We start from the raw sequence: 21,618 nt of genomic DNA on the forward strand, positions 1-21,618 counted from the left end.
GATTTGGTGCGACTATGCTGCGCCGAACCGATCCGCCGACTGGTTGAAGTAGAGTGCGGCCGCCTGCGTTGCAGGATCGTGCCAGTGTACAATCGTCGCGCTGACGTAGAATTGGTGCAACCACGGATTCATGCGGCGCCGGTCAGTCTTTCCGGTTCGTGAGCGAGAGCCACGAACTAATGAAGGATCTGGTCGAGGAATGTCCTTGCCCGCTCGGACGCCGGATGATTGAAGAAGTCCTTCGGAGCTGCTTGCTCGACTATTTTTCCCTCATTCATGAACACGATCCGGTCCGCGACCTCGCGGGCGAAGCCCATCTCGTGGGTGACGCAGAGCATGGTCATGCCCTCTTCCGCCAGCTTCTTCATCGTCTCAAGCACTTCCTTGACCATTTCCGGATCGAGCGCCGACGTCGGCTCGTCGAACAGCATGATCTTCGGCTGCATGCAGAGCGCGCGCGCAATGGCGACGCGCTGCTGCTGTCCGCCTGACAACTGCCCCGGAAACTTTTCGGCCTGCTCCGGGATCCGGACCTTGGTCAGGAAGTGCATGGCGAGATCCCTCGCCTCCTCCTTCGCCATTCCGTTCACCGTCATCGGCGCCAGGATACAGTTCTCCAGGGTCGTCATGTGCGGAAACAGGTTGAAGCTCTGGAAAACCATACCGGTGTCCCGCCGGATGGCATCGATGTTCTTCCGCTGATCATCCAGCTCGGTGCCGTTGATGTAGATCAGCCCCTGGTCGTGCTTTTCGATATGATTGATGCAGCGGATCAGGGTCGACTTCCCCGAACCGGACGGACCGCAGATGACGATCTTCTCACCCCTGGCCACCTTGAGATCGATCTCGTTCAAGGCGGTAAAATCGCCGTAATATTTGTAGACCGCCTCCATTTGAACCGCGGCGACCTCGCGCATGCGCGGCTGGCCCTGTCCACCTTCAATATCGGCTGCCATCGATCCGTTCCTTGGTGGCGCGCGCACCGGAGCTGCGCCTCGCGGTCGCAGCTTCGTTCCTCGCAACAAAATCTTCCCTCGGCACTTTCATGCCCTGGCCTCGAGGCCGGCTTGCGGCGACGACGCCGTTGCGGTGGTTCTTCGCGATCTTGTCGCGCTCGACCGGCCAAAGTGTTTTTCAAGGCGGCGCTGGACCACATCCCAGACCGAGGTGAGGATCAGGTAATAGGCGGTGGCGGCCGCATAGACTTCGAGGATCTGAAAATGCTCCTGCATCAGCATGTCGCTCCGGCGCATGATTTCCTCGACCGAGATGACGGAGGCGAGCGACGTCGCCTTCAGGAGCGAATTGATGGAGTTGCCGAGCGGTGGGATCATCAGGCGAAAGGCTTGCGGAAGCGTGATGCGCCGGAACGTCACCCATCTCGACAGACTTAGCGCCCAGGCGGCCTCCCGTTGCCCGGCAGATACGGCCATGAAACCGCTGCGAACGATTTCAGCAAGATACGCAGCCTCATTGAGGATCAATCCGATCAGGGCGCAGGTGATCACGTCAAACTTGATGCCCAGCTGCGGCAGGCCGCTGTAGATCACCACGAGCTGGATCAGGAGCGGCGTGCCGCGAAAGAACCAGATGTAGAACCGGGCGAAGCCGCTGAGCACAGGATTGGATGACATGCGCATCAGCGCAATGCCCATCCCCAGAATAAGCCCACCAACGACTCCGGCAACCGTCAAGCCGATGGTGACGAGTACCCCCTTCATCAGGAAGAAATTGAAAAAGTAGTCGACGCTGGCCGCCAGATTGAAATGGGTCATCGGCTCATCTCCGTGTGGTATTCGGCAGCAATTTTCATGCCGCCGTCGGGAGCGACGAAAACCGAGATCGCCTGCACAGCACGAGCCACCATGTACATCAGCTTCGAGCGCTCCTCGAACCCAAGCATGTCGCTATCAATTCCGTCGGTCCGACCTGCCGAACGATAGGAATGAAGGCCTCGTCGGACATGACGGAGCCCTCAAGTCAGGTGAATGTCGCCGGCGCAGCGCGCCGCACCGAGCGTCGTTGCGATGGCGTCGCAAAGATCAGGCAGAACCGGCAACAACGGCGGCCGCGGATCCGCATTGCGGATCAGCCCCAATGCCTTGAGGCCCACCTTCATGCGCGTATGCATGTCGACGATCGGCGCCGGGCCGTAAATCGCCCGGACGATCGGGTGGAGCCGCTCGTTCACGACGCGCATCGCCTTGAGGTCGTCAGCGACCGACGCCTGCCAGAGTTCGATAAACAGATGCGGAGCCAGGCTGACGAGCCCGGACAGGATACCGTCGCCACCGACAGCGAGCTGCGGCAAAAACCAGTTGTAATTCGACGGCAAGACCGCGACCTCCGGATCGGCTTCTTTCACGGCCCGTCGGTTCTCGTCATAGGCGAGCATCGTGTCGCTACCCTCCTTGACGGCGATGACGCGGTCGATAGTCGCTATTTCTGCGAGCGTCTGCGTCGAATAGCCGAAGCCGGACGCCACCGGATACTGGAAGATAGACACCGGGATTGCGATTGCCTCGCTAACCGCCCGCACGAAGGCGACCGGCGCGCGCGGTGTGGCCGATGCACCGCCACCAATGGCAGCAGGCGGAAACAGGACCGCGCAAGCCGCACCGGCAGCCTCGGCGAGCCGGGCCTGCCGGATGGCCTCTGCGGTCGAGTGCGCGATGATGCCGGCAAGCAGCGGCTTGCCGGCGATATGGGCCCGGGTCCGCGCGATGACCGCCTGACGCTCTTCGTCCGACAGCGAGGCGCCCTCGCCCGCATGCCCGTTGACGAAGACAGCCGCGATGCCGTCGGGACAGGCACAATAATCCAGCAGCCGGGCATAGCCGTCCCAGTCAATCGACAGGTCGTCCTTGAACGGCAGCACGGTGGCGACGGTGACGCCGCGCAGATCGAGTTTTTTCATCAGATCGCTCATGACGGTTTGCGCCGCCGAACTGTACGACCACGAAGAACGGATGCGATCATGCTGCGCCCTTTCCTCATCCGGCGTTCTGCCTTGATGCCGCGGTCACGCCCGGCCACACCAGACCGAACTTCGCCACCAGTGCGCGCGCGGCTGCATCCTGCGGGCCCGGCAAGGGCAGACGGGGCGGACGCGGCACGCCCGCGGAAAAGCCCATGTGACCGAGCAACGCCTTGGTGCCGGCAACGTAAGCCTGGCCACCGACGAATTCGATCACCGGCAAATAGTCGAGATAGAGCTTGCGCGCCGCATTGATCCCGCCTTCATCCGCGACGAGGCTGAAGATGCGCGCCATGGGCTGGGGTACGACGTTGGAGGCAACCGCCACCCAGCCCTGCGCACCCTCCACGAAAGATTCGAAACCGAGGATGCCGCCGAACACGGTCATCCGATCACCGCACAGCCGGATGATGTCGCGCACGCGCGTCACCTCGAGCGTCGACTCCTTGATGTAAAGACAGTTGTCGATCTCGGCGAGTCGCGCCACCAATGCCGGCTTGAGATCGACATTGGCGGTCGCGGGATTGTTGTAGACCATGATGGGCAGTGAGATCGCATCGGCCACTGTCTTGTAGTGCTGGACGACCTCGTCGTCGGTCGGCGTCGAATAGAACGGCGGGATAATCATCACGCCGTCGGCGCCCAATTTTTCGGCACGGCGGCTGAGGCGCACCACTTCCCGCGTATCCTCCGCGCCGGTCCCGATCAGCACAGGCACGCGCCCCGCCGCCTGGGTGATGACCGTCTCGGCCACCAGAACCTTCTCGTCATCGTCGAGCGAGAGGAACTCGCCGGTCGAGCCGAGCGGAATCAGCCCGTGGATGCCCTGCCCGATCTGCCAATCGACAAACCCCCGCAACGCCTCGGCATCAACCTCACCGGCCGGCGTGAACGGCGTGATCATGACCGTGTAGGTACCGCGAAATGTCTTCATCGAAGAACTTCCAGTTGCTCAGGTGAACTCGGGCAGCGGCCTCTGCCGCACACCTCCATGTGCGCTGCAATCGATTGCAGAACTGACGCTGATTTGGGCAGAACCCATCTCTAATTTAGGCTTGCACACGTAAATTTCCGCCAATAATGTTTTGCAATCGTTTCCATTTTAGCGGCGAGATTGATGAGCGTCACGCTCAAAGATGTGGCACTGGCGGCCCGCGTTTCGATCAGCACAGCCTCGCGCGCGCTGGGCGGCAGCGGATTGACGAGCGAGCGCACCCAGCAGCGCTTGACGCGCATTGCGCGCGAGCTCGGTTACCGTCCCAACCCGATCGCGCGCGGACTCAAGACCGGACAGTCGCGGCTGGTGGGGCTGTTGGTCCACAACCTCGCCAACGCGTCGTTCCAGGTGATGGCCGAGGTGGTGCAGGCGCGGCTGAAGGCGCTCGGCTACCAGATGCTGCTGTGCATCGCCGGCGATGATCCGCAGCTCGAAAGCGACACGCTGACGACACTTGCCGACCATCGTGTCGATGGACTGATCGTTGTGCCCACGGGCAAGAACGGCGCCCGCCTCACCGCTCTGGCAAATGAAATCCCGATCGTCTGCCTGGTGCGCCGCGACGACGGGACAGACCTCGAGACCGTGCTCGCCGACGATTCGGAAGGCGCCTTTGTGGGCACGCGGTACCTGACCGGGCTCGGGCACCGGCGGATCGGCCTTATTGTCGGCCGTCCAGATACGACTTCGGGACGCGAACGACTGTCGGGATATGTCCGCGCATTGCGCGAGGCGTCGATACCCGTGGACGATACGTTGATCCATGCTGGCCATTTCGAGCCGGAAACCGGCGCCGCCTCCTGTCGCAAGCTGCTGGATCTCACCGAACCCCCCAGTGCGATCTTCGTCGCCAACCACGAAGCGACGCTCGGCGTCCTGCGCGTGACGGCGGAGCGTGGCCTGTCGATTCCCGATGATCTGTCGTTACTCTGTTACGAGCATTCGCCCTGGTTCGAATGGCATCGCCCGGCCATCAGCATCGTCGATAACGGCGCGCGCGACCTTGCCAATCTCGCGGTCGACCGGCTGCTGCACCGTATGGACGCCAAGGGGAATGGCGCCGATAGCGTACGCGAATATCGCGTCGGCGCCCGGCTGGTGATCCGCGATTCCTGCCGCCCGTTCGATCCGGCCGCGCGCGGATCTTCCGCAACCAAATTGTCCAGATCGAAGGCCTGACCGATGCCCTATGTCGAAATTCTTGCGCCGCCTGCCCCACCGCAAAGCAAGGCCTCGTTGGCAAAGTCCATCACCGACGGTCTGATGTCGGCCTTCGGCGTCGATGCGCAGACGATCACACTCTACTTCCTGCCAATCGCTCCCTGCGACTACGCCCATGCCGGCGAGATGGGACCGCAAGGCACCGGCCAGCGTATCCTGCTCAAGGTGCACGCGTTCCGCCGCAGCGCGGCCGAGCGCCGCGCCGCCGCGGCCGCGCTGACGCGCAGCGTCTGCAGCGCCTATGGCGTGCCGGGTACTGATGTCGCCACGTACTTCCTCGACCGGGAGAAGGACGAGGTCGCCCACGATTCCAAGCTCGCCAGCGACTGAGGGAAGCGTCACGCCATGGACCGTTTCTACACCGAGGACCAGAAGGCGCTGCGAGACACCGCGCGGCGCTTCGCGCAAGCCGAGATCCTGCCGCGCGCGGCCGCGATCGATCGCGACGACCGCTTCGACCGTTCGCTTTACAAGGGTATGGCCGACCTCGGCCTGTTCGGCATCTGCTTGCGCGAAGGCGCGGGCGGCGCAGGGCTCGACGCGGTCGCGGCCTGCATCGCCATGGAAGAGCTGGCGCGTTGTTCGGGCGCGGTGGCCAACGCTTTCGCCATTCCCGTCGAGGCGGTGCTGTTTTTCGACCAGCACGGCACCGAGACGCACAAGACGCTGATCCCGCAGATCCTGAGTGGCGAAATTATCCCCGCCACCGCCGTCTCCGAACCCGACCACGGCTCTGATGTCGCCGGCATCAGAACGACCGCGGTGCGCGACGGCAACGGTTGGCTGCTCGATGGCACCAAGGCCTGGGTGACGCTCGGCGGCGTCGCCGACCGCATCATGGTGTTCGCCCGCACCGGCGCGGAGGGTGGACACCGCGCCATCTCCTGCCTGCTCGTCGATGGCACGTTGCCGGGCATCGCGCGCGGCAAGAACGAGGAGCTTCTGGGCATGCACGGCCTGGAGGATTGCCAGATCACCTTCTCCGGCGTGCGTCTGCCGGCCGACAGCGTGATGGGACCCGAGAACCAGGCCTTCAAGATGGCCATGAGCAACTTCAATTTCAGCCGCCTGATGATGGCGTCGATGGCGCTCGGCATGGCACAGGCCGCTTTCGAGGATGCCACCGCCTACGCAAAGGACCGCAAGCAGTTCGGCCAGCCGATCATCGGTTTTCAAGCGGTTCAGTTCATGCTGGCCGACATGGCCACCGACATCGCCGCCGCCCGTCTTCTGATCCACCACGCCGCGCGCCTGCACGACGCCCGCGAGCCGATCGCCAAGGAAGCCGCACAGGCAAAGCTGTTCACCACCGACATGGCGATGAAGCACGTCTCCAACGCGCTGCAGATCCATGGCGGCAACGGCTATTCACGCGACTACCGCATCGAGCGGCTGTTCCGCGACGTGCGCCTCGCGCAGATTTATGAGGGCACCAACCAGATCCAGCGCCTCATCATCGCCCGCCAGGTCGAGAAGGAGGCCGCATGAATTGGAGCGTGCAACCATGCTGAGTGTCATCACCGCGACGCAGGCCGCGAACTTGGTTCGCGATGCCGATACGCTGATCGTCGGCGGCAATGGCGGCACCGGCGTGGCGGAAGCCATTCTCGATGCGCTGGAGCAGCGTTTCCTCGGCGGCGGTGGGCCGCACGGGTTAACGCTGATCAACATCACAGGCGTCGGCGCGGTGACCGAGAAGGGTCTATGCCATCTTGCCCATGAGGGCCTGATCGCGCGGGTGGTCGGCGGCAATTTCGGGCTGCAGGTGCCGTTCATGCGCCTGGTGCGCGACGAACTGATCGACGCCTATAATTTCCCTCAAGGCGTGATGAGCCAGCTCTGCCGCGCCATGGCCGCGAAGCATCCCGGCGTGCTGACCCATGTCGGCCTCAACACCTATATGGATCCGCGCCAGGACGGCGGGCGCATGAACGCGCGCACCACCCCGCCACTGGTCGACCTCGTCGAGCTGCAGGGCCAGCCATGGCTGCTCTACCGCGCGCCCTCGCCTCCAAACATCGCCATCATCCGCGGCACCTCGGCCGACGAAGACGGCTATATCAGCATGGAGCACGAAGGCACGACACGCGAGGATCTCTCGATCGCGCAGGCCGTGCACAATGCCGGCGGCACGGTGGTTTGCCAGGTGAAACGGATCGTCAAGCGCGGCTCGATCCATCCGCAGATGGTCAAGATCCCCGGCTTTCTGATCGACCATGTGGTGCTCGAACCCGACCAGATGCAGACCTACGGCACGGTCCACGATGCCGCCCGCTGCGGCGAGACCCGCGTACCGGTCGCAATGATCACGCCCGACCCGCTCACCGAACGGCGAGTGATCGCCCGCCGCGCTACTTTCGAGCTGCGCCCGCGCGACGTGGTCAATCTCGGCGTCGGCATCTCCGCGATGATCCCCAACGTCGCAGCTGAGGAAGGCATCGCGGATCTGATCACGCTGACGGTTGAATCCGGCGTGGTCGGCGGCGTGCCGGGCCATGCGCGCGAGTTCGGCACCGCCATCAATCCCCGCGCCATCCTCGATCAAGCCTACCAGTTCGATTTCTACGACGGCGGCGGCCTCTCTTGCGCCTTCCTCTCCTTCGCGGAAGTGGACGAAACCGGCAATGTCAATGTCACCCGTTTCGGCGACCGTCGCGACGGCTCGGGCGGCTTCATCGACATCACCCAGAACGCCAAACGGCTGATCTTCAGCGGCACCATGACCGGCGGCAAGTTCGACATCGCCGTTGAGAACGGCCGGCTGGCGATCCGCCGCGACGGCGCCTTCCGTAAATTCGTGCCGCAGGTCGGCCAGATCAGCTTCAGCGCAGCGCTGGCCGCGCAGCGCGGTCAGGAAGTGTCCTACGTCACCGAACGCGCCGTGTTCCAACTGGAGAATGGCGGCATCACGCTGACCGAGATCGCCCCGGGCGTACGCCTGGAGCAGGACGTGCTGGCGCATATGGGTTTCCGGCCGCGCATCAGCCCCGACCTCCGGGATATGGACCCGCGCATCTTCCGGCCCGGGCCGATGGGAATCGGACAGAGCTTCGTTGAGCTGCCGGCTCGCCCGCGCAAGGTCGCCTGAGGACACGCCAATGGAAACCACGGCCACCGCGTCGATCAATCTCCGCTACGAGGACATCGAACCCGGCACGCAGTTCGAAAGCGCGACGCATACCGTAACACCGGCCGATATCGAGGCCTTCGCCGACGTCACGCGCGATCATCATCCGCTGCATGTCGATGCTACTTACGCAAAATCCCGCGGCTTCCCGGCAGTGATCGCGCACGGGCTGTATGGCCTGTCACTGATGGAAGGGCTGAAGTCGGAATTGAAGCTCTATGAAGAGACTTCAGTCGCCTCGCTCGGCTGGGACGGAGTGCGCTTCAAGGCGCCGGTCGTCGCTGGCGACCGGCTCCGCGTGCGCTTTCGCTTCGTCGAGAAGCGGCCGACCCGCAACCCCGCACGCGGCGTCGTCATCGAAGCACTCGACCTGATCAACCAGCGCGACGAGGTAGTGACGGAAGCCCGCCATACTTCGCTGATCCTGACCCGCCAGCCGGATCGCGCATCCAGTATGCCGGACGCGACATAACGAGACAACGAAAAGACGACCAGACCCGGGAACGCCGCCTTACCCATTCACTTTTACACAGGGGTTTACGTCATGCGACTTCTCAATATCTTCTCCGCCCTGGCCGTCCTGATCGGCCTCGTCCCAACAGCTCACGCGCAGAGCTGCACGCCGAAAGTGCCGGCATCCAGCCTGATCGAAGCCGGCAAATGGCAGATGTCGATCAACCCGACCCTGCCGCCGCAGCAATTCATCGACGACAAGGGCGAACTGCAGGGGCTCAATGTCGAATTGGCCCGCGAAATCGCCAAACGGATCTGCATCGAGCCGGTGTTCCTGCGGATGGACTTCCCGCCGATGATCCCGGGTCTGCGCTCCGGCCGCTTCGACACCATCAATACCGGCCTGTTCTGGACCGAGGAGCGCTCGAAGATGCTGTACCTCGTGCCCTACGCGCAGCAGGCGATCAGCATCTACACCGATCCCGCTTCCTCCCTGAAGCTGGAGAAGTTCGAAGATCTCGCCGGCCGTGTCGTCGGCGTTGAGTCGGCAACCTATACCGAGCGCAAGGCGCGCGAATTCAGCGCCGCGATGGTGGCGAAAGGACTCAAGGAAGTCGAGTTGCGCACGTTCACGACCGTTACCGCGACCTCGGCGGCCTTGCGCGCCGGACAGCTCGAAGCGGCGCTCAACATCAACGAGACCGCCAACTCGCTCGAACAGCGTGGCATCGCCAAGATCTGGGTCAGGGACATTGCCGGCACCGACATTACCTTCGCCTTCCGCGACAAGCTGCTGGCGCAGGCGACGGCGGATGCTCTGACGGCCATCCGCACCGACGGTACCTATGACAAACTGTTCGACAAGTTCGGCATGACCAAGCTGAAAGCCACCACTTTCGTCATTCGCGGCGACGGTCCAACCAACTGACGGCAAGCGCCGCGGCCATTCGCTAACCGGCCCGACGGGAGCGCGACATGACATTCGACACCGTCATCCGCGGCGGCACAGTCGCGACGGCGTCCGACACCTTCGCCTGCGACGTCGGAATATCAGACGGTCGGATTGCAGCACTCGGCCACGACCTCGGCGATGCGGGACAGACGATCGATGCTACCGGCCGGCTGGTCCTGCCCGGCGGCATCGACAGCCATGTCCACTTTTCCCAGCCGAGCGGACCGGGCATCGTCATGGCCGATGATTTCGAAAGCGGCACACGCGCCGCCGCCTTTGGCGGCAACACCACGGTGCTGCCGTTCTGCCTGCAGGAACGCGGACAGAGCCTGCGTCAGGCGGTGCGGGACTATCACGCCAAGGCTGACGGCAACTGCTACATCGACGTCAGTTTCCATTTGATCATCTCCGATCCAACCGAGCAGGTTCTCGGCCAGGATCTCCCGGCACTGATCAAGGACGGCTACACCTCGTTCAAGGTGTTCATGACCTATGAAGACCTGGCGCTGAGCGACCGCCAGATCCTTGAGGTGATGGCAGTCGCCCGCGAAACCGGTGCGCTGGTCATGGTCCATGCCGAGAATTTCGACGCCATCCGCTTCCTCACGGATCGCCTCGAGCAAGCTGGCCATACCGCACCGCATTTCCACGGGGCATCCCGGCCGATTGCCGTCGAACGGGAAGCCACCCACCGCGCCATTGCGCTTGCAGAACTCATCGACGTCCCGGTGATGATCGTCCACGTCTCCAACCGGCAGGCGATGGAGGAAATCCGCCGCGCGCAGCAGCGTGGCCTGAAGGTGTTTGGCGAAACCTGCCCGCAATATCTCGTCTTGACCGAGAAGGACATGGAAGGGCTCAACATGGAGGGCACCAAATACGTCTGTAGCCCACCGCCACGCGATGTCCCAAGCCAGGTCGCCTGCTGGGAAGGATTGCAGCAAGGCACCTTCAGCGTTTTCTCCTCCGATCATTGCGCGTTCCGTTACGACACGACCGGAAAGCTCGCCCCGAAAGGCCGTACCAGTTTTCGTTGGGTGCCGAATGGCATTCCCGGCGTCGAGACGCGCCTGCCGATCCTGTTTTCGGAAGGTGTGGTCAAGGGTCGTATCGATCTGAACCGGTTCGTTGCCCTATCGGCGACCAACCATGCCAAGACGTACGGCCTCTATCCGCGCAAGGGCACGATCGCAATCGGCTCGGACGCAGACATTGCGATCTGGGATCCGGCGCGTGAGGTTACGATCAGCCAGGACATCCTGCATCACGGCCCCGATTACACACCCTATGAGGGTTTTCGTGTCACCGGCTGGCCGATGACCACACTGGTACGCGGTGAGGTCGTCGTCGCGAATGGCACCCTGGTCGGCCGCAAGGGAGCCGGCCAACATCTGGCGCGCGACGCTTCGCTGTTCGCCTCCGCCCGCGACTAACGTGACCCGCAGTTTTCGTTGGTTGTCGCCAAACTTTCTTTGGTCTCCCGGTGCACGGCTGACTGCGACCCCCCTTCGGGACATTCCGCCCCTTCCTTGGTCAGACGATAGGACGCGCGCATCAAGTAACCCCCTTTTCCGTCCCGACCTCGGCGGTCCTTCGTAATGTGTCTTAAAACCAACACCGTAAGTAAGTCTGATCATGCCGGAACGCCGAATTTCAGCTGCCGCTCCCAGCTCAGTGCGTGCTGCACGATCTGCTCGAGATGGTCGTGACACGATCTCCACCGCAGGATGGACTTCGCCTTTGCGTTGGATGCCACGAGGATAGCCGGATCGCCGGGCCTGCGTTCGCGCGTCCTCACGTCGAAATCGACGCGGCACACGCGCTTGACGACATCGATCACATCCAGGACCGAGTAGCCGCGGCCATACCCCACATTGCAGGTCAGGGACTCTCCCCCGCTTCGCAGATACGTCAGCGCATCGACGTGCGCCTGCGCGAGATCGGTGACGTGCACATAGTCCCGAATGCAGGATCCATCCGAGGTTGGATAATCGCTGCCAAACACGTCCATGCCCTGCCGCCGACCCAGCGCCGCCTGCACCGCGACGTGTATGAGATGAAATGCCTCTCGCGTGGACTGCCCCGAACGCCCCGCCGGATCGGCCCCTGCGACATTGAAGTAGCGCAGCGCACAATACCTGAGCGAGGTCGATGCTGCTGCATCCCGTAGCATCCATTCGATGGCAAGCTTCGAACGGCCGTATGGGTTGATTGGGAGCGTCGCGTTTTCCTCCTCAATTGGGATCGTTCGCGGCTCTCCGTAAACAGCGGCCGTCGACGAAAATATGAAGTGTAAAACGCCAGCGCGCTCAGCCTGGGAGATCAGCGCATGCGTATTCACGGTATTGTTCAAATAGTATTTTCCAGGATCACGAACTGACTCAGCGACCGATATGCTGCCGGCAAAATGCATGATCGTATCGACAGCGTGGTTCTGCAGGATCTTGGCGACCATCGCAGTGTCGCCGCAGCTTGCACGATAGAAGGGCACGCCTTCCGGGACGGCGGCCTGCAGACCCGTGGATAGATCGTCGATTACGACGGCTCGCTCGCCCGCATCCAGCAGGGCCAGGACCGCGTGGCTTCCAATGTAGCCGGCTCCGCCGGTGACCAGCACGCTGCTGCCATTCATCAATCGCGTCGCCCGGAAGTCCTGCATCGTCATTCACCTTCTGTCCGTGCTGATCCTGGCCGCGGCCGTAAAACGGGTGGTCACACGCCCCTCTCGTCCCTTCCTGAGCAGAACTGGTCTTCAATCTTCCCAACAAGCAGGGCCGATGGCGATTTCGCCTGCATCGTCGGCGCCGAGGAGCCTGTAGACTTTCCAGGTCATCAGAACTTTCTTGCAGTGCTGGCACCTGACCTCGTCGCTATCGCCCAGCCTTGGTGGAGGCGCGATAGAGGCAGAGCCGCACGTGTCGCATGCAAAGTCTCTTGCGATCTTCATTACGACCTCTTCGTTTCCCGGTGGAACCGGCAATCGCTCTGCTCCTGCCCCGGATCCCATTCTGTTCCTCGAGCTCTCGAAGGTGGCCTCCTGCCCATTTTTTAGGCGCGACTTATTGATTTGTTCATGCATCTTGACGCTAATATTTGTCGGATAGAACGCAGCTTATCGACAGAGATCGGGGCGCGTTCCGATTGGATCGCCGACGCGACCGACCGCAAAGGTAGCTCAGAATGCTCGCGGGCATGTTGTTCACGGCCGCAGGCTTTGCCTGCGGCGTCGTTTTTCGACTCGGCGCTTTTGCAATCGGCGTCGCGGCACTCATTGCCGGATACGCACTGCTGCTCGGCTTGGCCAACGCCTCCTGGAACGTGCTTGCCATCGAGTTGCTGTTGGCGCTGCTTTTTCTGCAAGTCGGATACGTGGGAGCCGTCGTCGCACGAATATGTCTCATAAAGCTGAAGGCTCGTTCGCCCGGATTTGCCCGGCTGCATGCGATTCTGCATGTCGCGCGCGCGAGCAAGACCGACCATTCCACAAGCTGAAGCCCGTTTGATTGCATGCTCCGCTCTACTGCTCACCCGATTGCGAAACGATGGTGGCGTAGTTCCCCGCGTTGAATGCCGTTGTCGCGACACCCTTGCGTGAGACTGACGCTGCAGCACCCGGCGCGCGATTGACCTCGACGCGAACAACGTCGCCAGGTTCCACAAGCGCTCCGTCGTCAGCCGGGAATGTTGCCATCGCGCCGTCCTTGCGCCGCTGTATCCAGTAGGAAAGCGACTTCCCGCCGCCCTCATTTTGAGCCGTCCGCGGCGACGTCGCTGTCTCGGCGACAAGCGTTTCAGACGTACTCATTCGATTGATCAGCTGCTCGATGCTGGCCTTGGCCTCCCGCAGTTCGGACGAGGCTTTCGCCTTGCCGTCTTTGACCAGATCGGTCGCATCGCGCTCCGTCTTCCGCACTTCCTGCTGCGCCCGCACTAACGCGGTTTGCACATCAAGCATTCCGCTTTGAATATCTGCGGTCGTGCGCTCCAGCGCGAACTGCCGCGACGTGACTGCAAGCCCCTTATCGACAAGCGCGCCAACGGTACTCAGCTCGCGCTGGGCCAGGGCGACCTGCTTCTCCTGTGTCGCCAGCTTGCTCTGCAGCGAGGTAATCTCCTTCTCATACAGCGATCGCAGTTCCGACAAGGCCGCGAGCTGCGATTGCTGCGCGTCGCGCCGGGTTATCAGGATCGTTGCCTCCTCTGCCAGGAGACTTCCGATATCCTTCTCGTTAGCGAGCTCGGGCGGGAGAGTGATTGTGTTCTGCTCGGCAAGCTCAGCTTCGAGCCGAGCGCGGCGGATGTAGGTCCGCCACAGTTCCAGACGTGCAGCTTCGACGTTTCCTGCCGCGTTGATCTGCTCCCGCATCCCGGCTTCGCTTGGCCGATGCAAGCCGCCAGCTACGCCGACTGCCTGCAAGACGCTTAAGCCGGGACGAAAGCTGAATTCACCGGGGCGCTCCACATCGCCAAGCACGTAGAACGGGCGATACTGGACTATCTCGACCGCCGCTTCCTGCGCGCCCATAAAGCCGGTGCGCTTGTACAGTTCTGCCGTGATCGCACGAGCGAGTTGGTCGCTGGTCCGCCCTTCCGCGGCGATTTCGCCGATCATCGGCAAAGAGACGCGACCAGCAGGATTTACGGTGTATTCCGCGCCAAGCGGTGTCCACTCGTAGTATTCGGCCTTGCCGGCGCGCCATTCGACGACCTTCAGGCGCAGTTTGTCCTGAGGGCCAAGAAGATATTCAGCGCTGAAAGCCGGTGCGGCGAGAAGTTGAAGCACGCAAAGAGCCGCAAGCGATGCGCCGATCCTCGGCGGCGCGACGCGATGGCTCCAGGTCGAAGCCGTAGTCCATGTCTCCATCGGCATACGGTGGTCCTCTTCTGATCTCATGGCGGCAGCATTCTTTCATTCCGCTTCGTTGCACTTACGAAAGCTGCAAGACGAGCAGCGATCTCCGCGAGAGCCGGCGGCAGCGATCGCGTAAGATTAGTCAGGAAAGCTACATCACCAGGCTCGACCGCGTTCACTACGCGCAGCCCAACCACGTAGACCGCCGCTCCTGCGGCAATCGCCAACGGTATGCTTGAAGGATGGCCGACAACCCTGATGCCGACGGATGCCGCCGCAGCGCTGGCGAGTGCAACTGCACAGAGCTTCAGCACCGCAACCACCGGAATGGTGAACCCGAGCCGCTGCACTACGAACCAGCAACCCAGGCCGATCATCAAGATCTGAATTGCCACCCGCGCGGAAGCGGCGCCTATCACGCCGAATTCGGGGATCAGCAGAAAACCAGCGGCCAGCGCACATGCGGCACCACAGAGGGAGCTTACGAATACGAAGTCGCTTCGCTCGAGCGCCTGCACCAAGCTGGTGGCGATTGTCGACAACACGCTCAGCGCTGCAACGGAAACAAGGACCATTGCCGCCGGCACGGCAGCGACGAACTTGTCGCCATAGAGAGCCGGCAGCAGCTCTGGAATAATGGCAGCGGTGCCAAAACATATCGGAAATACGAGTGCCGCCAGAAGCCGGACCGCGGCAGCGAACTGCCCTCTCATGCCATCCAGATCGTCGCGCCCGCGTTTCTCGGCAAGCGACGCGAGCACTGCGCTTGTCAGCAACATGGGGCCCTGAACGGCGAGCTGGGTCAGCGCCAGGGCAACCGCGAACATCGCCACCGAATCCATTCCCCAGTAGCGTTCAAGGAAGAACAGCTCGATCCGCGACCAGACAATGGCACTGGTGACATTGGCGCCCCAACAGTAGAGGGCAAACGAGGTCACGCGCCGGCTCAGCGTGCGATCGATTGACGCCGGCCCGAACATCGCTGACAGGCACACCACTGAAGGAACCAGCATCCCCGCAGCGTAACCAGCCAATGCGCCCGTGATCCCGAACAACAGTGAACCGCCGATCACGGCGAAGACCTGAAGCAACAGCGAAACGCCAGCGATGCGCGCCGCCATTAAAAATTCTTGCCGTCCCCTCAAGCGAGCATAGGTGTAAGTGGTCAACGCCTGGCCGACGACAAGCAGGATCATGAGGACGACCAGCGGCATTGATGCGCCCTTCGCCGCATCGCCACTGAGGAACTCTGCAACGGATCGCTGACCATACATCCACACCATCGTGCCAGAACAGATGGCCGCGATAAGCGCCGCAATCACGAGCCGTCGCGAGAGGTTTCTGTCCAGATGTGCCGCCACGCTGGACTGTCCGCTCCCGTGCAGGAACGGCAGGAACCGTCCAACAGCGGACGATAGACCCAGATCGACGAAGGGCGCGGCCATCCAAACAAGCCAGATAACATAGGCGACCGATCCCGTCTCGTTCACGCCAAGTGTACGAGCCACGGCAATGCTGCTGAGGAAGCTCGCAAGCGCAATTGCACCTCCCGCCAGCGCGCCAAGCATCGAGTTCTTCACGAACCTAGACATGCAGTGCGCCCTTTTGGACTTCCAGCTTGCATGCCGACGGCCACTGCATAATAGGTCCAGACCTGTCGAGCCACCGATACTTGCGATGCATGACATCGTCATCAAGCATCGCTATGGTTCTTTCGGGTCGGAGGCCTTCCCCTTTAGGGTATGAGGCGTTGACATGGTTACACGAGTTCTTTTGCTCCTTCTTGTACTGGCTGGATTTCCGACGCTCGGGCGCGCCGACACCGGCGACGAACTCAATCTTTCGGATCTCATACAAACCTTCAGCGAGGATTTTGACGCGTTGGACGTGTCCGCGTGGGGACCGGGAACGCGCTGGATCGCTCACACGCCGTGGAACGGCGACTTTGGGAGCGCGGCCTTCGCGGATCCGAAGCCGGGCTTTCCATTCACTACGCAGAACGGCCAGCTCCGCATCGAAGCCGCCAAAGGCGCAGATGGGAAGTGGCGCGGCGGGCTTCTGGCGTCCGTCGATCGGGAAGGCAAGGGCTTTGCGCAGCAGTTCGGGTACTTTGAAATGCGAGCCAGGTTTCCAGCGGGCAAGGGCCTTTGGCCCGCCTTCTGGCTGATCGGTCTCGATCGGTCTACTCATACGTCCGAGGTCGACGTGGTCGAGCACTACGGCCATATTCCCGCGCGTTACACCGCTTCGGTTCACGTGTGGGATCGCAAGGAGCCGAAAAAATCGCGCACGACGCACAAGTTCGTCGCGGTGCCGCCCAACTCCCTCTACGCAGACTTCCACACCTATGGTGTAAAGATCGACGGCGAGTGGACGCGATTCTATTTCGATCGTCGTGAGGTCGGGAGCGTGCCGACGGCCGCCGAACATCATCAGCCGATGTACATGCTGATCGATCTCGGGCTTGGCGCCGGATGGCCTATCGACGAGGCGCCGAGCCCGTCCTACATGTATGTCGACTATGTCCGGGCGTGGCAGAAGCGCTGAGGCAGTCATGCCGCAATCCTCGTGGCAACTGCCAGAAAGGCGTCGATCTGCTGCTTGAAGTCGAGTTCCGGGCGACGCGAATGCGCCAGCGCTGCCTGCTGCAGATGCCGGTAATACAGATCGTCGGACCACATCCGCCTCAACTCGGTGGCCCAGGTGCAGGCAGGCGCGTCATACTTGATGATGGCCCCGCCTGCACCGACCGTCTCCGGCAATGCGCCGCGATCGCTCGCCAGCACGGGAATTCCGCTGAACTGTGCCTCTGAGACGACGCGGCCCCAGGTCTCCGCCTCCCATTGGCTCGGCACCAGCAATACACGTGTCGAAGCATAGATCGGCGACATGTCGTCGCTGCGCTCGACAAGTTCGACATTGGCCAGCCTGTGGATGCGCCCCTTCAGCAACGCGGCCTGGCGCATTCTCAGCGGCCACCCCTTCACGAAGCGGAACGGAATGTCCGGACACTGCTCGGCAATCGCGAGGGCGACATCGACGCCCTTCTCGGCCACCGGATTGATGAAAGTGACATAACGACGATCACCGGCCAGGCGATAGCGCTCGGCCCGGAACACAGGCGGAATGACGCAGGCATGAATCCCGAACCGTTCGCGGAACCTTCCCGCAGTAAACTCCGAGTTGGCTATATAGGCGTGAAAAGGAAGACCTCCGCTGGAGGCGGTCCAACGCCTGCGACCGATTTCAAACTCCAGCCCGTGCAGATAGGCGATCGCCGGCACGCCGCGGCGGACGAACGCCTTGGCGATCTCAACCATCTTCCCGTTCTGAACCACGACCAGACGAGGCAGAGGCAGCCCGTCTAGACTGTCCCACGGCTTGCGCGATCGGTAGACATCGTAGCCAAGCTGCCGGTCCACGCATACGTCGGTCCCGCGAAGAAAGTTGGCGGCAGCTCGCAATACTCCATCCACGCGCCGTAGCGGTAACCGCGACAACACGGAGGTCTTGACTCCGCGGCGATTCAGTTCGAGCGCGAGCTCGTGCGTATTGACTTCCAAACCACCGACGACGTGGGGAAGGTACGACGTGCCACTGGCGAGTAGAATACTCACAAATTGCCTCTGTCCGAATTTGATTTCTCCTCAACTCCAACAGCCTCGACTTCCGGCTGCCGTTTTGCGGTGAGATAGAGCCACATCTGCGTTCCGGTGCGCCGTTCGTTCATGAGTTCGACAGCGGTGCGCGGCATGAACTTCGAAAGTTCGGGGATAATCGCCTTGGGGAAGTCTGCAAGGGAACGTGGCCGCGCGACAATCTGCTCAACGTTGTGCGTTCCGGAAAATCGCGCCTTCAACTTTTCGGTACAGTTGGGCACGAAGGCGTCATGCGTTTCCACGAGGATGTCGACGGACGACAAGCGTGGGACCTTGATGAGGTCGAGCATATCAAGCTCTCCGCCTTCGATGTCGGCAAGCACCAGGGTCGGACCGGGGAGTTCGGCGAGTTCGGCCCCGAGGTCATCCGGATGGCAGAAGCCCTTCAGCGTAAAACGGGCGCAAACGCCGTTCAGAACAGCCGTCCGCAGCAGGCCGGCGTGATGCTCCAGGGCACCTTCGAAGGCTGTAACCTCCGTCCGTGGCATCTGCCGCAAGAATCCGATGGCGTAGTAGCCATCAGCCGCACCGACGTTAATGATGCGCGGATAGTCACGCGCAATCACCTGACGCACAACGTCATGCAGCTCGATCTCCTGCGTGCCGAGAAGATAACCGAGCAGATTCCGACTGGAGACCGGGGTCAGGCTCAAGTGCATTCCCCTAAACGGGCCGGACAGCACTGTGTTGGCAGCGCGATGACGGACCAGGGCCGCAGCCGCATTCCAGCGGGGCATCGCAAGCCAGCGCAGCAGGGCTCGGGCTGATGACGGAAGCAGCCTCCGATAGGAGCGGTAAACGCTCATCGCGACCGAGGAGGATTCGATGGCGTTCCACGTTGCGTGCTGCATGACTAGCGTCTCCTGTGGACCATGTCGGCGCGGAAGGGCGTGCCGGATGACACCTCTGAACGCGATGGCTCCAAAGGCGATGCAACTCCGTTCCAGGTCACAGTTACATCACCAGGCATCCCGCTCATCGGAATTCGGACGGTTTCGGTTCGAACAAATCGACGCTTATTGAACAACGCACTGAAGCGTCGCAATTGCCTGCCGATCGGTTGCTCGACGAAATTGTGGATCGCTATGGTTGCCATGATGGCCGCGACGGCAGAGAGGGGGACAAACATCCATGACTCGCTTTTCCCAAAGAACCACCACCAAAGCTTCTCCGCGGCAATGATCGTAAAGAAATGGAACAGATAGAGGCTGTAGGATGCGTCCCCCAACTGCACGAGTCTTTGGGTGAGCCATCGCGTGTCGTCTATCCGTACTGTGACACAAAGGGCGACACAAATCGCACTGATGACCCAGAAGGTAGCGTTCCACTCGACGTCAACTGGATGAGTGCCAACGAAGGCTGCAAACAACATGACATCAACAACGAGAAACATGGCCAGCGCGATCAAAAGGAAAGCGTTGCTGCGAACGGCATGCGCGCTCTTGAGCCAGCGGGCGGCAGCTCCGAGCAAGACGCCGGCACCGAACAGCAGGATGATGGGATCGGAATAGAACGTGATCAGGCTCGTGGGAGCGCGCGTATCGGCAATCGGCTTGAAGAACGTCCCGGTCAAGACAACTCCTGTCATCAGAACAATCAGCAGCGTCAGTCCTTTCCTGCGCGACAGCAACAGCACCGACGCAAAAGCCGCGTAGAACATCATCTCGTAGTTCAACGTCCAGCCTACGCCGAGCGTCGGACGCATCGCCGCCATCGGGCCTGGCTCGACCGCAACCGGAATGAAGAACAGCGAGCAGATCAGCTTGTGGACGTCCAGCCCGGCGCCGTGATGAAGGCGCAGCACAACTTCAAGCGCGGTGGCCAACCAATAGATCGGAACGATCCGGATGATGCGGCTGGCGATGAACTGCCCCGCGGCGCCGGGAACAGCAAAGTTGTCGTAGTAAGTGTACGACATGATGAAGCCGCTGATGATGAAGAAGATCCAGACGCCAAGGAGGCCGATGTGTATCGCGATCTGACTGGTCAATGGATCGGTCGGAGCCCATTCGGCTTGCCGCAAGATTGCATGAGAAACAACGACCAGGAGCGCCGCAACGGCACGCAGAATCTGGATCGCAGCAAGCCTGTTCATCACGCTACGGCCTCCTGCAGGGCGTCGCTATAGTACGAAACAAGCCGCTGCGCCCACTCGCTCGGGGTCAGCGAGAAGCGAGCGGCATTGGCGTACGCCAGATCGCTCATCGAAGCGGTCAGTTCGTTGTTGGATGCCAGAATCGACAGGGCTTTGCTGAATGCATCCCGATCGTAAGGATCGCAGGATATGCCTGCTCCGACCTCCGATAGCTCGTCGGCGATCATCGCAGAACTGGAGACGACGACCGGCAGGCCGCTGGCGAGCGCCTCGAACGCCACCAGGCCGAACGGCTCACGGTAGCGGCTCGGCATGACCAGGGCCCTGGCATCGCGGACGAGTGCGGGCATGTCATTTGCGCTCTTCCATCCGGTGAACTCCACCTCGGGGTAGATCCCGGCAAGCTTGCCCTCGAGCGGACCGCTACCTATCACACGAACGCGCACGTTCGCATCGCGGGCTGCCGCAAGAAGAAGGTCGACACCCTTGTCCTCCTCGAGTCTGCCAACGAACAGGAACACCTTGTTTCGTTCGGCTTCGATGCGTCGTGGGCACCACGGCGTAACCGGGTTGCGCAGGGTCGCAAGCCTCGCCCGCGGAATTCCGCCGCGTTCGAGATGCGGCAGCATGCCTTCATGAACCGCCAGAACCCTGGCGCCCGACGCAAAATCGAAGACCGCGCGACGAATTTCCTGGCGGGCCGATCGCCAGAGCTTGTGGGCATAGTTGCGCCGGTCGCACGAGCTGAGCAGGCACGACGCGCTCATCGGCCGCAGCTCGCAGGGACTTTCGCTGCGGAAGTTGAAATAGCCGCCGTTCGGACAAACCAGGAAAAAGTCATGAGCATTGACGATCAGGCGCTTTGCGACTGGACGCAGCGCACGGAAGACCGAAGGTGATAGTATCTTCGACCAGCCATGCAGATGATAGATCGTGCCCGGCGTATCGTTGGCGGCAATCCAGGCGGCCAACCTCTGTTCGGCCGACACGTTGTAGAGCCCGTCCAGTGCCGCGCGCGGCAATGCCGTTCGGAGGATATGTTTACCGCCGACAGCCACGACATCTGCATTGCGCAGCCGGGGCTCGGAGTGCAAGCCATGGTCGCCGGTGAAATAGGTAACCGGAATGCCGCTGTCACCCAGCAATGCCGCGGAATGCAACGCCACATTCGTGGCGCCTCCACGCACTTGGGATACATCGTTGATGATGACGACACGATCCGGCGCCGGCTGCGTTTGTTGCGACCCGGATGCCGGACGAATTTGGTCAATCACCTGCAACATAC

The 21,618-nt window shown here is 61.9% G+C and carries 21 protein-coding genes; 9 read left to right on the plus strand and 12 right to left on the minus strand.

Going from position 1 to position 21,618, the window contains the following annotated elements; translation table 11 throughout:
• Window positions 1-176 precede the first annotated feature (176 nt).
• From V1286_RS24165 to V1286_RS24185, 5 genes are all read right to left on the minus strand, one after another.
• Complete coding sequence (locus tag V1286_RS24165) at window positions 177-956, minus strand: amino acid ABC transporter ATP-binding protein (protein WP_334483536.1); 780 nt, start codon at window positions 954-956, stop codon at window positions 177-179.
• A gap of 87 nt (window positions 957-1,043) precedes the next feature.
• Window positions 1,044-1,775, minus strand: a complete 732-nt coding sequence (locus V1286_RS24170; RefSeq protein ID WP_334483539.1) for an amino acid ABC transporter permease — start codon at window positions 1,773-1,775, stop codon at window positions 1,044-1,046.
• Window positions 1,772-1,903, minus strand: a complete 132-nt coding sequence (locus V1286_RS24175) for a hypothetical protein (RefSeq protein ID WP_334483542.1) — start codon at window positions 1,901-1,903, stop codon at window positions 1,772-1,774. Before V1286_RS24175 ends, V1286_RS24170 begins: the two co-directional genes overlap by 4 nt.
• Before the next feature lie 72 nt (window positions 1,904-1,975).
• Window positions 1,976-2,917 carry a dihydrodipicolinate synthase family protein gene (locus V1286_RS24180; protein ID WP_334483545.1) on the minus strand — a complete coding sequence of 314 codons (942 nt, stop codon included), beginning with the start codon at window positions 2,915-2,917 and terminating at the stop codon, window positions 1,976-1,978.
• Between the two features lie 76 nt (window positions 2,918-2,993).
• Entirely contained in the window at window positions 2,994-3,911 is a 918-nt protein-coding gene (locus V1286_RS24185; RefSeq protein WP_334483548.1) for a dihydrodipicolinate synthase family protein, read from the minus strand.
• A gap of 183 nt (window positions 3,912-4,094) precedes the next feature.
• On the opposite strand from V1286_RS24185, the gene V1286_RS24190 reads away from it, so the two are divergent.
• From V1286_RS24190 to hydA, 7 genes are all read left to right on the plus strand, one after another.
• The gene (locus V1286_RS24190) at window positions 4,095-5,153 is read left to right on the plus strand and encodes a LacI family DNA-binding transcriptional regulator (RefSeq protein WP_334483551.1); all 1,059 of its coding nucleotides are present in this window, start codon (window positions 4,095-4,097) and stop codon (window positions 5,151-5,153) included.
• Between the two features lie 3 nt (window positions 5,154-5,156).
• Window positions 5,157-5,525 carry a tautomerase family protein gene (locus V1286_RS24195; RefSeq protein WP_334483553.1) on the plus strand — a complete coding sequence of 123 codons (369 nt, stop codon included), beginning with the start codon at window positions 5,157-5,159 and terminating at the stop codon, window positions 5,523-5,525.
• Between the two features lie 15 nt (window positions 5,526-5,540).
• Window positions 5,541-6,683 (plus strand): acyl-CoA dehydrogenase family protein, encoded by a 1,143-nt coding sequence (locus V1286_RS24200; protein ID WP_334483555.1) that lies wholly within the window; start codon window positions 5,541-5,543, stop codon window positions 6,681-6,683.
• Between the two features lie 16 nt (window positions 6,684-6,699).
• Complete coding sequence (locus V1286_RS24205; RefSeq protein ID WP_334483558.1) at window positions 6,700-8,283, plus strand: acyl CoA:acetate/3-ketoacid CoA transferase; 1,584 nt, start codon at window positions 6,700-6,702, stop codon at window positions 8,281-8,283.
• 10 nt (window positions 8,284-8,293) lie between these two features.
• Window positions 8,294-8,794 (plus strand): MaoC family dehydratase, encoded by a 501-nt coding sequence (locus V1286_RS24210; protein ID WP_334483561.1) that lies wholly within the window; start codon window positions 8,294-8,296, stop codon window positions 8,792-8,794.
• Between the two features lie 72 nt (window positions 8,795-8,866).
• Window positions 8,867-9,703, plus strand: coding sequence for an ABC transporter substrate-binding protein (locus V1286_RS24215; RefSeq protein WP_334483563.1), 837 nt, complete (start codon window positions 8,867-8,869; stop codon window positions 9,701-9,703).
• Between the two features lie 47 nt (window positions 9,704-9,750).
• Complete coding sequence (gene hydA, locus V1286_RS24220) at window positions 9,751-11,160, plus strand: dihydropyrimidinase (protein ID WP_334483566.1); 1,410 nt, start codon at window positions 9,751-9,753, stop codon at window positions 11,158-11,160.
• Window positions 11,161-11,360: 200 nt separating this feature from the next.
• Here the strand turns inward: hydA and galE are convergent, their stop codons facing one another.
• A complete protein-coding gene (galE, locus tag V1286_RS24225) occupies window positions 11,361-12,392 on the minus strand; it encodes a UDP-glucose 4-epimerase GalE (protein WP_334483569.1) in 1,032 nt (343 codons plus the stop codon).
• Window positions 12,393-12,907: 515 nt separating this feature from the next.
• Between galE and V1286_RS24230 the strand changes: the two genes are divergently transcribed.
• The gene (locus V1286_RS24230; RefSeq protein ID WP_334483572.1) at window positions 12,908-13,219 is read left to right on the plus strand and encodes a hypothetical protein; all 312 of its coding nucleotides are present in this window, start codon (window positions 12,908-12,910) and stop codon (window positions 13,217-13,219) included.
• A gap of 25 nt (window positions 13,220-13,244) precedes the next feature.
• Here V1286_RS24230 and V1286_RS24235 read toward each other — a convergent pair whose 3' ends face one another.
• Window positions 13,245-14,597 carry a polysaccharide biosynthesis/export family protein gene (locus V1286_RS24235; RefSeq protein WP_334483574.1) on the minus strand — a complete coding sequence of 451 codons (1,353 nt, stop codon included), beginning with the start codon at window positions 14,595-14,597 and terminating at the stop codon, window positions 13,245-13,247.
• Window positions 14,598-14,617: 20 nt separating this feature from the next.
• Window positions 14,618-16,147: a lipopolysaccharide biosynthesis protein gene (locus V1286_RS24240; protein WP_334483577.1), complete on the minus strand. Its 1,530-nt coding sequence runs from the start codon at window positions 16,145-16,147 to the stop codon at window positions 14,618-14,620.
• 187 nt (window positions 16,148-16,334) lie between these two features.
• Between V1286_RS24240 and V1286_RS24245 the strand changes: the two genes are divergently transcribed.
• Window positions 16,335-17,126, plus strand: a complete 792-nt coding sequence (locus V1286_RS24245; protein WP_334483579.1) for a glycoside hydrolase family 16 protein — start codon at window positions 16,335-16,337, stop codon at window positions 17,124-17,126.
• A 5-nt stretch (window positions 17,127-17,131) separates the two neighbouring features.
• Here V1286_RS24245 and V1286_RS24250 read toward each other — a convergent pair whose 3' ends face one another.
• From V1286_RS24250 to V1286_RS24265, 4 genes are read right to left on the minus strand one after another with little or no spacing between them, the layout of a single operon-like run.
• A complete protein-coding gene (locus V1286_RS24250; RefSeq protein ID WP_334483582.1) occupies window positions 17,132-18,196 on the minus strand; it encodes a glycosyltransferase in 1,065 nt (354 codons plus the stop codon).
• A complete protein-coding gene (locus V1286_RS24255) occupies window positions 18,193-19,089 on the minus strand; it encodes a class I SAM-dependent methyltransferase (protein WP_334483585.1) in 897 nt (298 codons plus the stop codon). The genes V1286_RS24250 and V1286_RS24255 overlap by 4 nt, the downstream gene beginning before the upstream one ends.
• A 2-nt stretch (window positions 19,090-19,091) precedes the next feature.
• Window positions 19,092-20,333, minus strand: coding sequence for an acyltransferase family protein (locus V1286_RS24260; protein ID WP_334489857.1), 1,242 nt, complete (start codon window positions 20,331-20,333; stop codon window positions 19,092-19,094).
• Window positions 20,333-21,616, minus strand: a complete 1,284-nt coding sequence (locus V1286_RS24265; protein WP_334483588.1) for a glycosyltransferase family 4 protein — start codon at window positions 21,614-21,616, stop codon at window positions 20,333-20,335. Before V1286_RS24265 ends, V1286_RS24260 begins: the two co-directional genes overlap by 1 nt.
• Window positions 21,617-21,618: the final 2 nt, after the last annotated feature.

It is taken from the genome of Bradyrhizobium algeriense (assembly GCF_036924595.1).
Lineage (GTDB): Bacteria > Pseudomonadota > Alphaproteobacteria > Rhizobiales > Xanthobacteraceae > Bradyrhizobium > Bradyrhizobium algeriense.

Bases quoted from the DNA above. Each gene is read 5' to 3' on its own strand.
- V1286_RS24240 (WP_334483577.1), bottom strand. From the start codon at position 16,147: ATGCTTGGCGCGCTGGCGGGAGGTGCAATTGCGCTTGCGAGCTTCCTC.
- V1286_RS24210 (WP_334483561.1), top strand. From the start codon at position 8,294: ATGGAAACCACGGCCACCGCGTCGATCAATCTCCGCTACGAGGACATC.
- V1286_RS24195 (WP_334483553.1), top strand. From the start codon at position 5,157: ATGCCCTATGTCGAAATTCTTGCGCCGCCTGCCCCACCGCAAAGCAAG.
- V1286_RS24245 (WP_334483579.1), top strand. From the start codon at position 16,335: ATGGTTACACGAGTTCTTTTGCTCCTTCTTGTACTGGCTGGATTTCCG.
- V1286_RS24255 (WP_334483585.1), bottom strand. From the start codon at position 19,089: ATGCAGCACGCAACGTGGAACGCCATCGAATCCTCCTCGGTCGCGATG.
- V1286_RS24185 (WP_334483548.1), bottom strand. From the start codon at position 3,911: ATGAAGACATTTCGCGGTACCTACACGGTCATGATCACGCCGTTCACG.
- hydA (WP_334483566.1), top strand. From the start codon at position 9,751: ATGACATTCGACACCGTCATCCGCGGCGGCACAGTCGCGACGGCGTCC.
- V1286_RS24175 (WP_334483542.1), bottom strand. From the start codon at position 1,903: ATGCTTGGGTTCGAGGAGCGCTCGAAGCTGATGTACATGGTGGCTCGT.
- V1286_RS24235 (WP_334483574.1), bottom strand. From the start codon at position 14,597: ATGCCGATGGAGACATGGACTACGGCTTCGACCTGGAGCCATCGCGTC.
- V1286_RS24170 (WP_334483539.1), bottom strand. From the start codon at position 1,775: ATGACCCATTTCAATCTGGCGGCCAGCGTCGACTACTTTTTCAATTTC.
- galE (WP_334483569.1), bottom strand. From the start codon at position 12,392: ATGACGATGCAGGACTTCCGGGCGACGCGATTGATGAATGGCAGCAGC.
- V1286_RS24165 (WP_334483536.1), bottom strand. From the start codon at position 956: ATGGCAGCCGATATTGAAGGTGGACAGGGCCAGCCGCGCATGCGCGAG.
- V1286_RS24190 (WP_334483551.1), top strand. From the start codon at position 4,095: ATGAGCGTCACGCTCAAAGATGTGGCACTGGCGGCCCGCGTTTCGATC.
- V1286_RS24265 (WP_334483588.1), bottom strand. From the start codon at position 21,616: ATGTTGCAGGTGATTGACCAAATTCGTCCGGCATCCGGGTCGCAACAA.
- V1286_RS24200 (WP_334483555.1), top strand. From the start codon at position 5,541: ATGGACCGTTTCTACACCGAGGACCAGAAGGCGCTGCGAGACACCGCG.
- V1286_RS24215 (WP_334483563.1), top strand. From the start codon at position 8,867: ATGCGACTTCTCAATATCTTCTCCGCCCTGGCCGTCCTGATCGGCCTC.
- V1286_RS24230 (WP_334483572.1), top strand. From the start codon at position 12,908: ATGCTCGCGGGCATGTTGTTCACGGCCGCAGGCTTTGCCTGCGGCGTC.
- V1286_RS24205 (WP_334483558.1), top strand. From the start codon at position 6,700: ATGCTGAGTGTCATCACCGCGACGCAGGCCGCGAACTTGGTTCGCGAT.
- V1286_RS24260 (WP_334489857.1), bottom strand. From the start codon at position 20,333: ATGAACAGGCTTGCTGCGATCCAGATTCTGCGTGCCGTTGCGGCGCTC.
- V1286_RS24180 (WP_334483545.1), bottom strand. From the start codon at position 2,917: ATGAAAAAACTCGATCTGCGCGGCGTCACCGTCGCCACCGTGCTGCCG.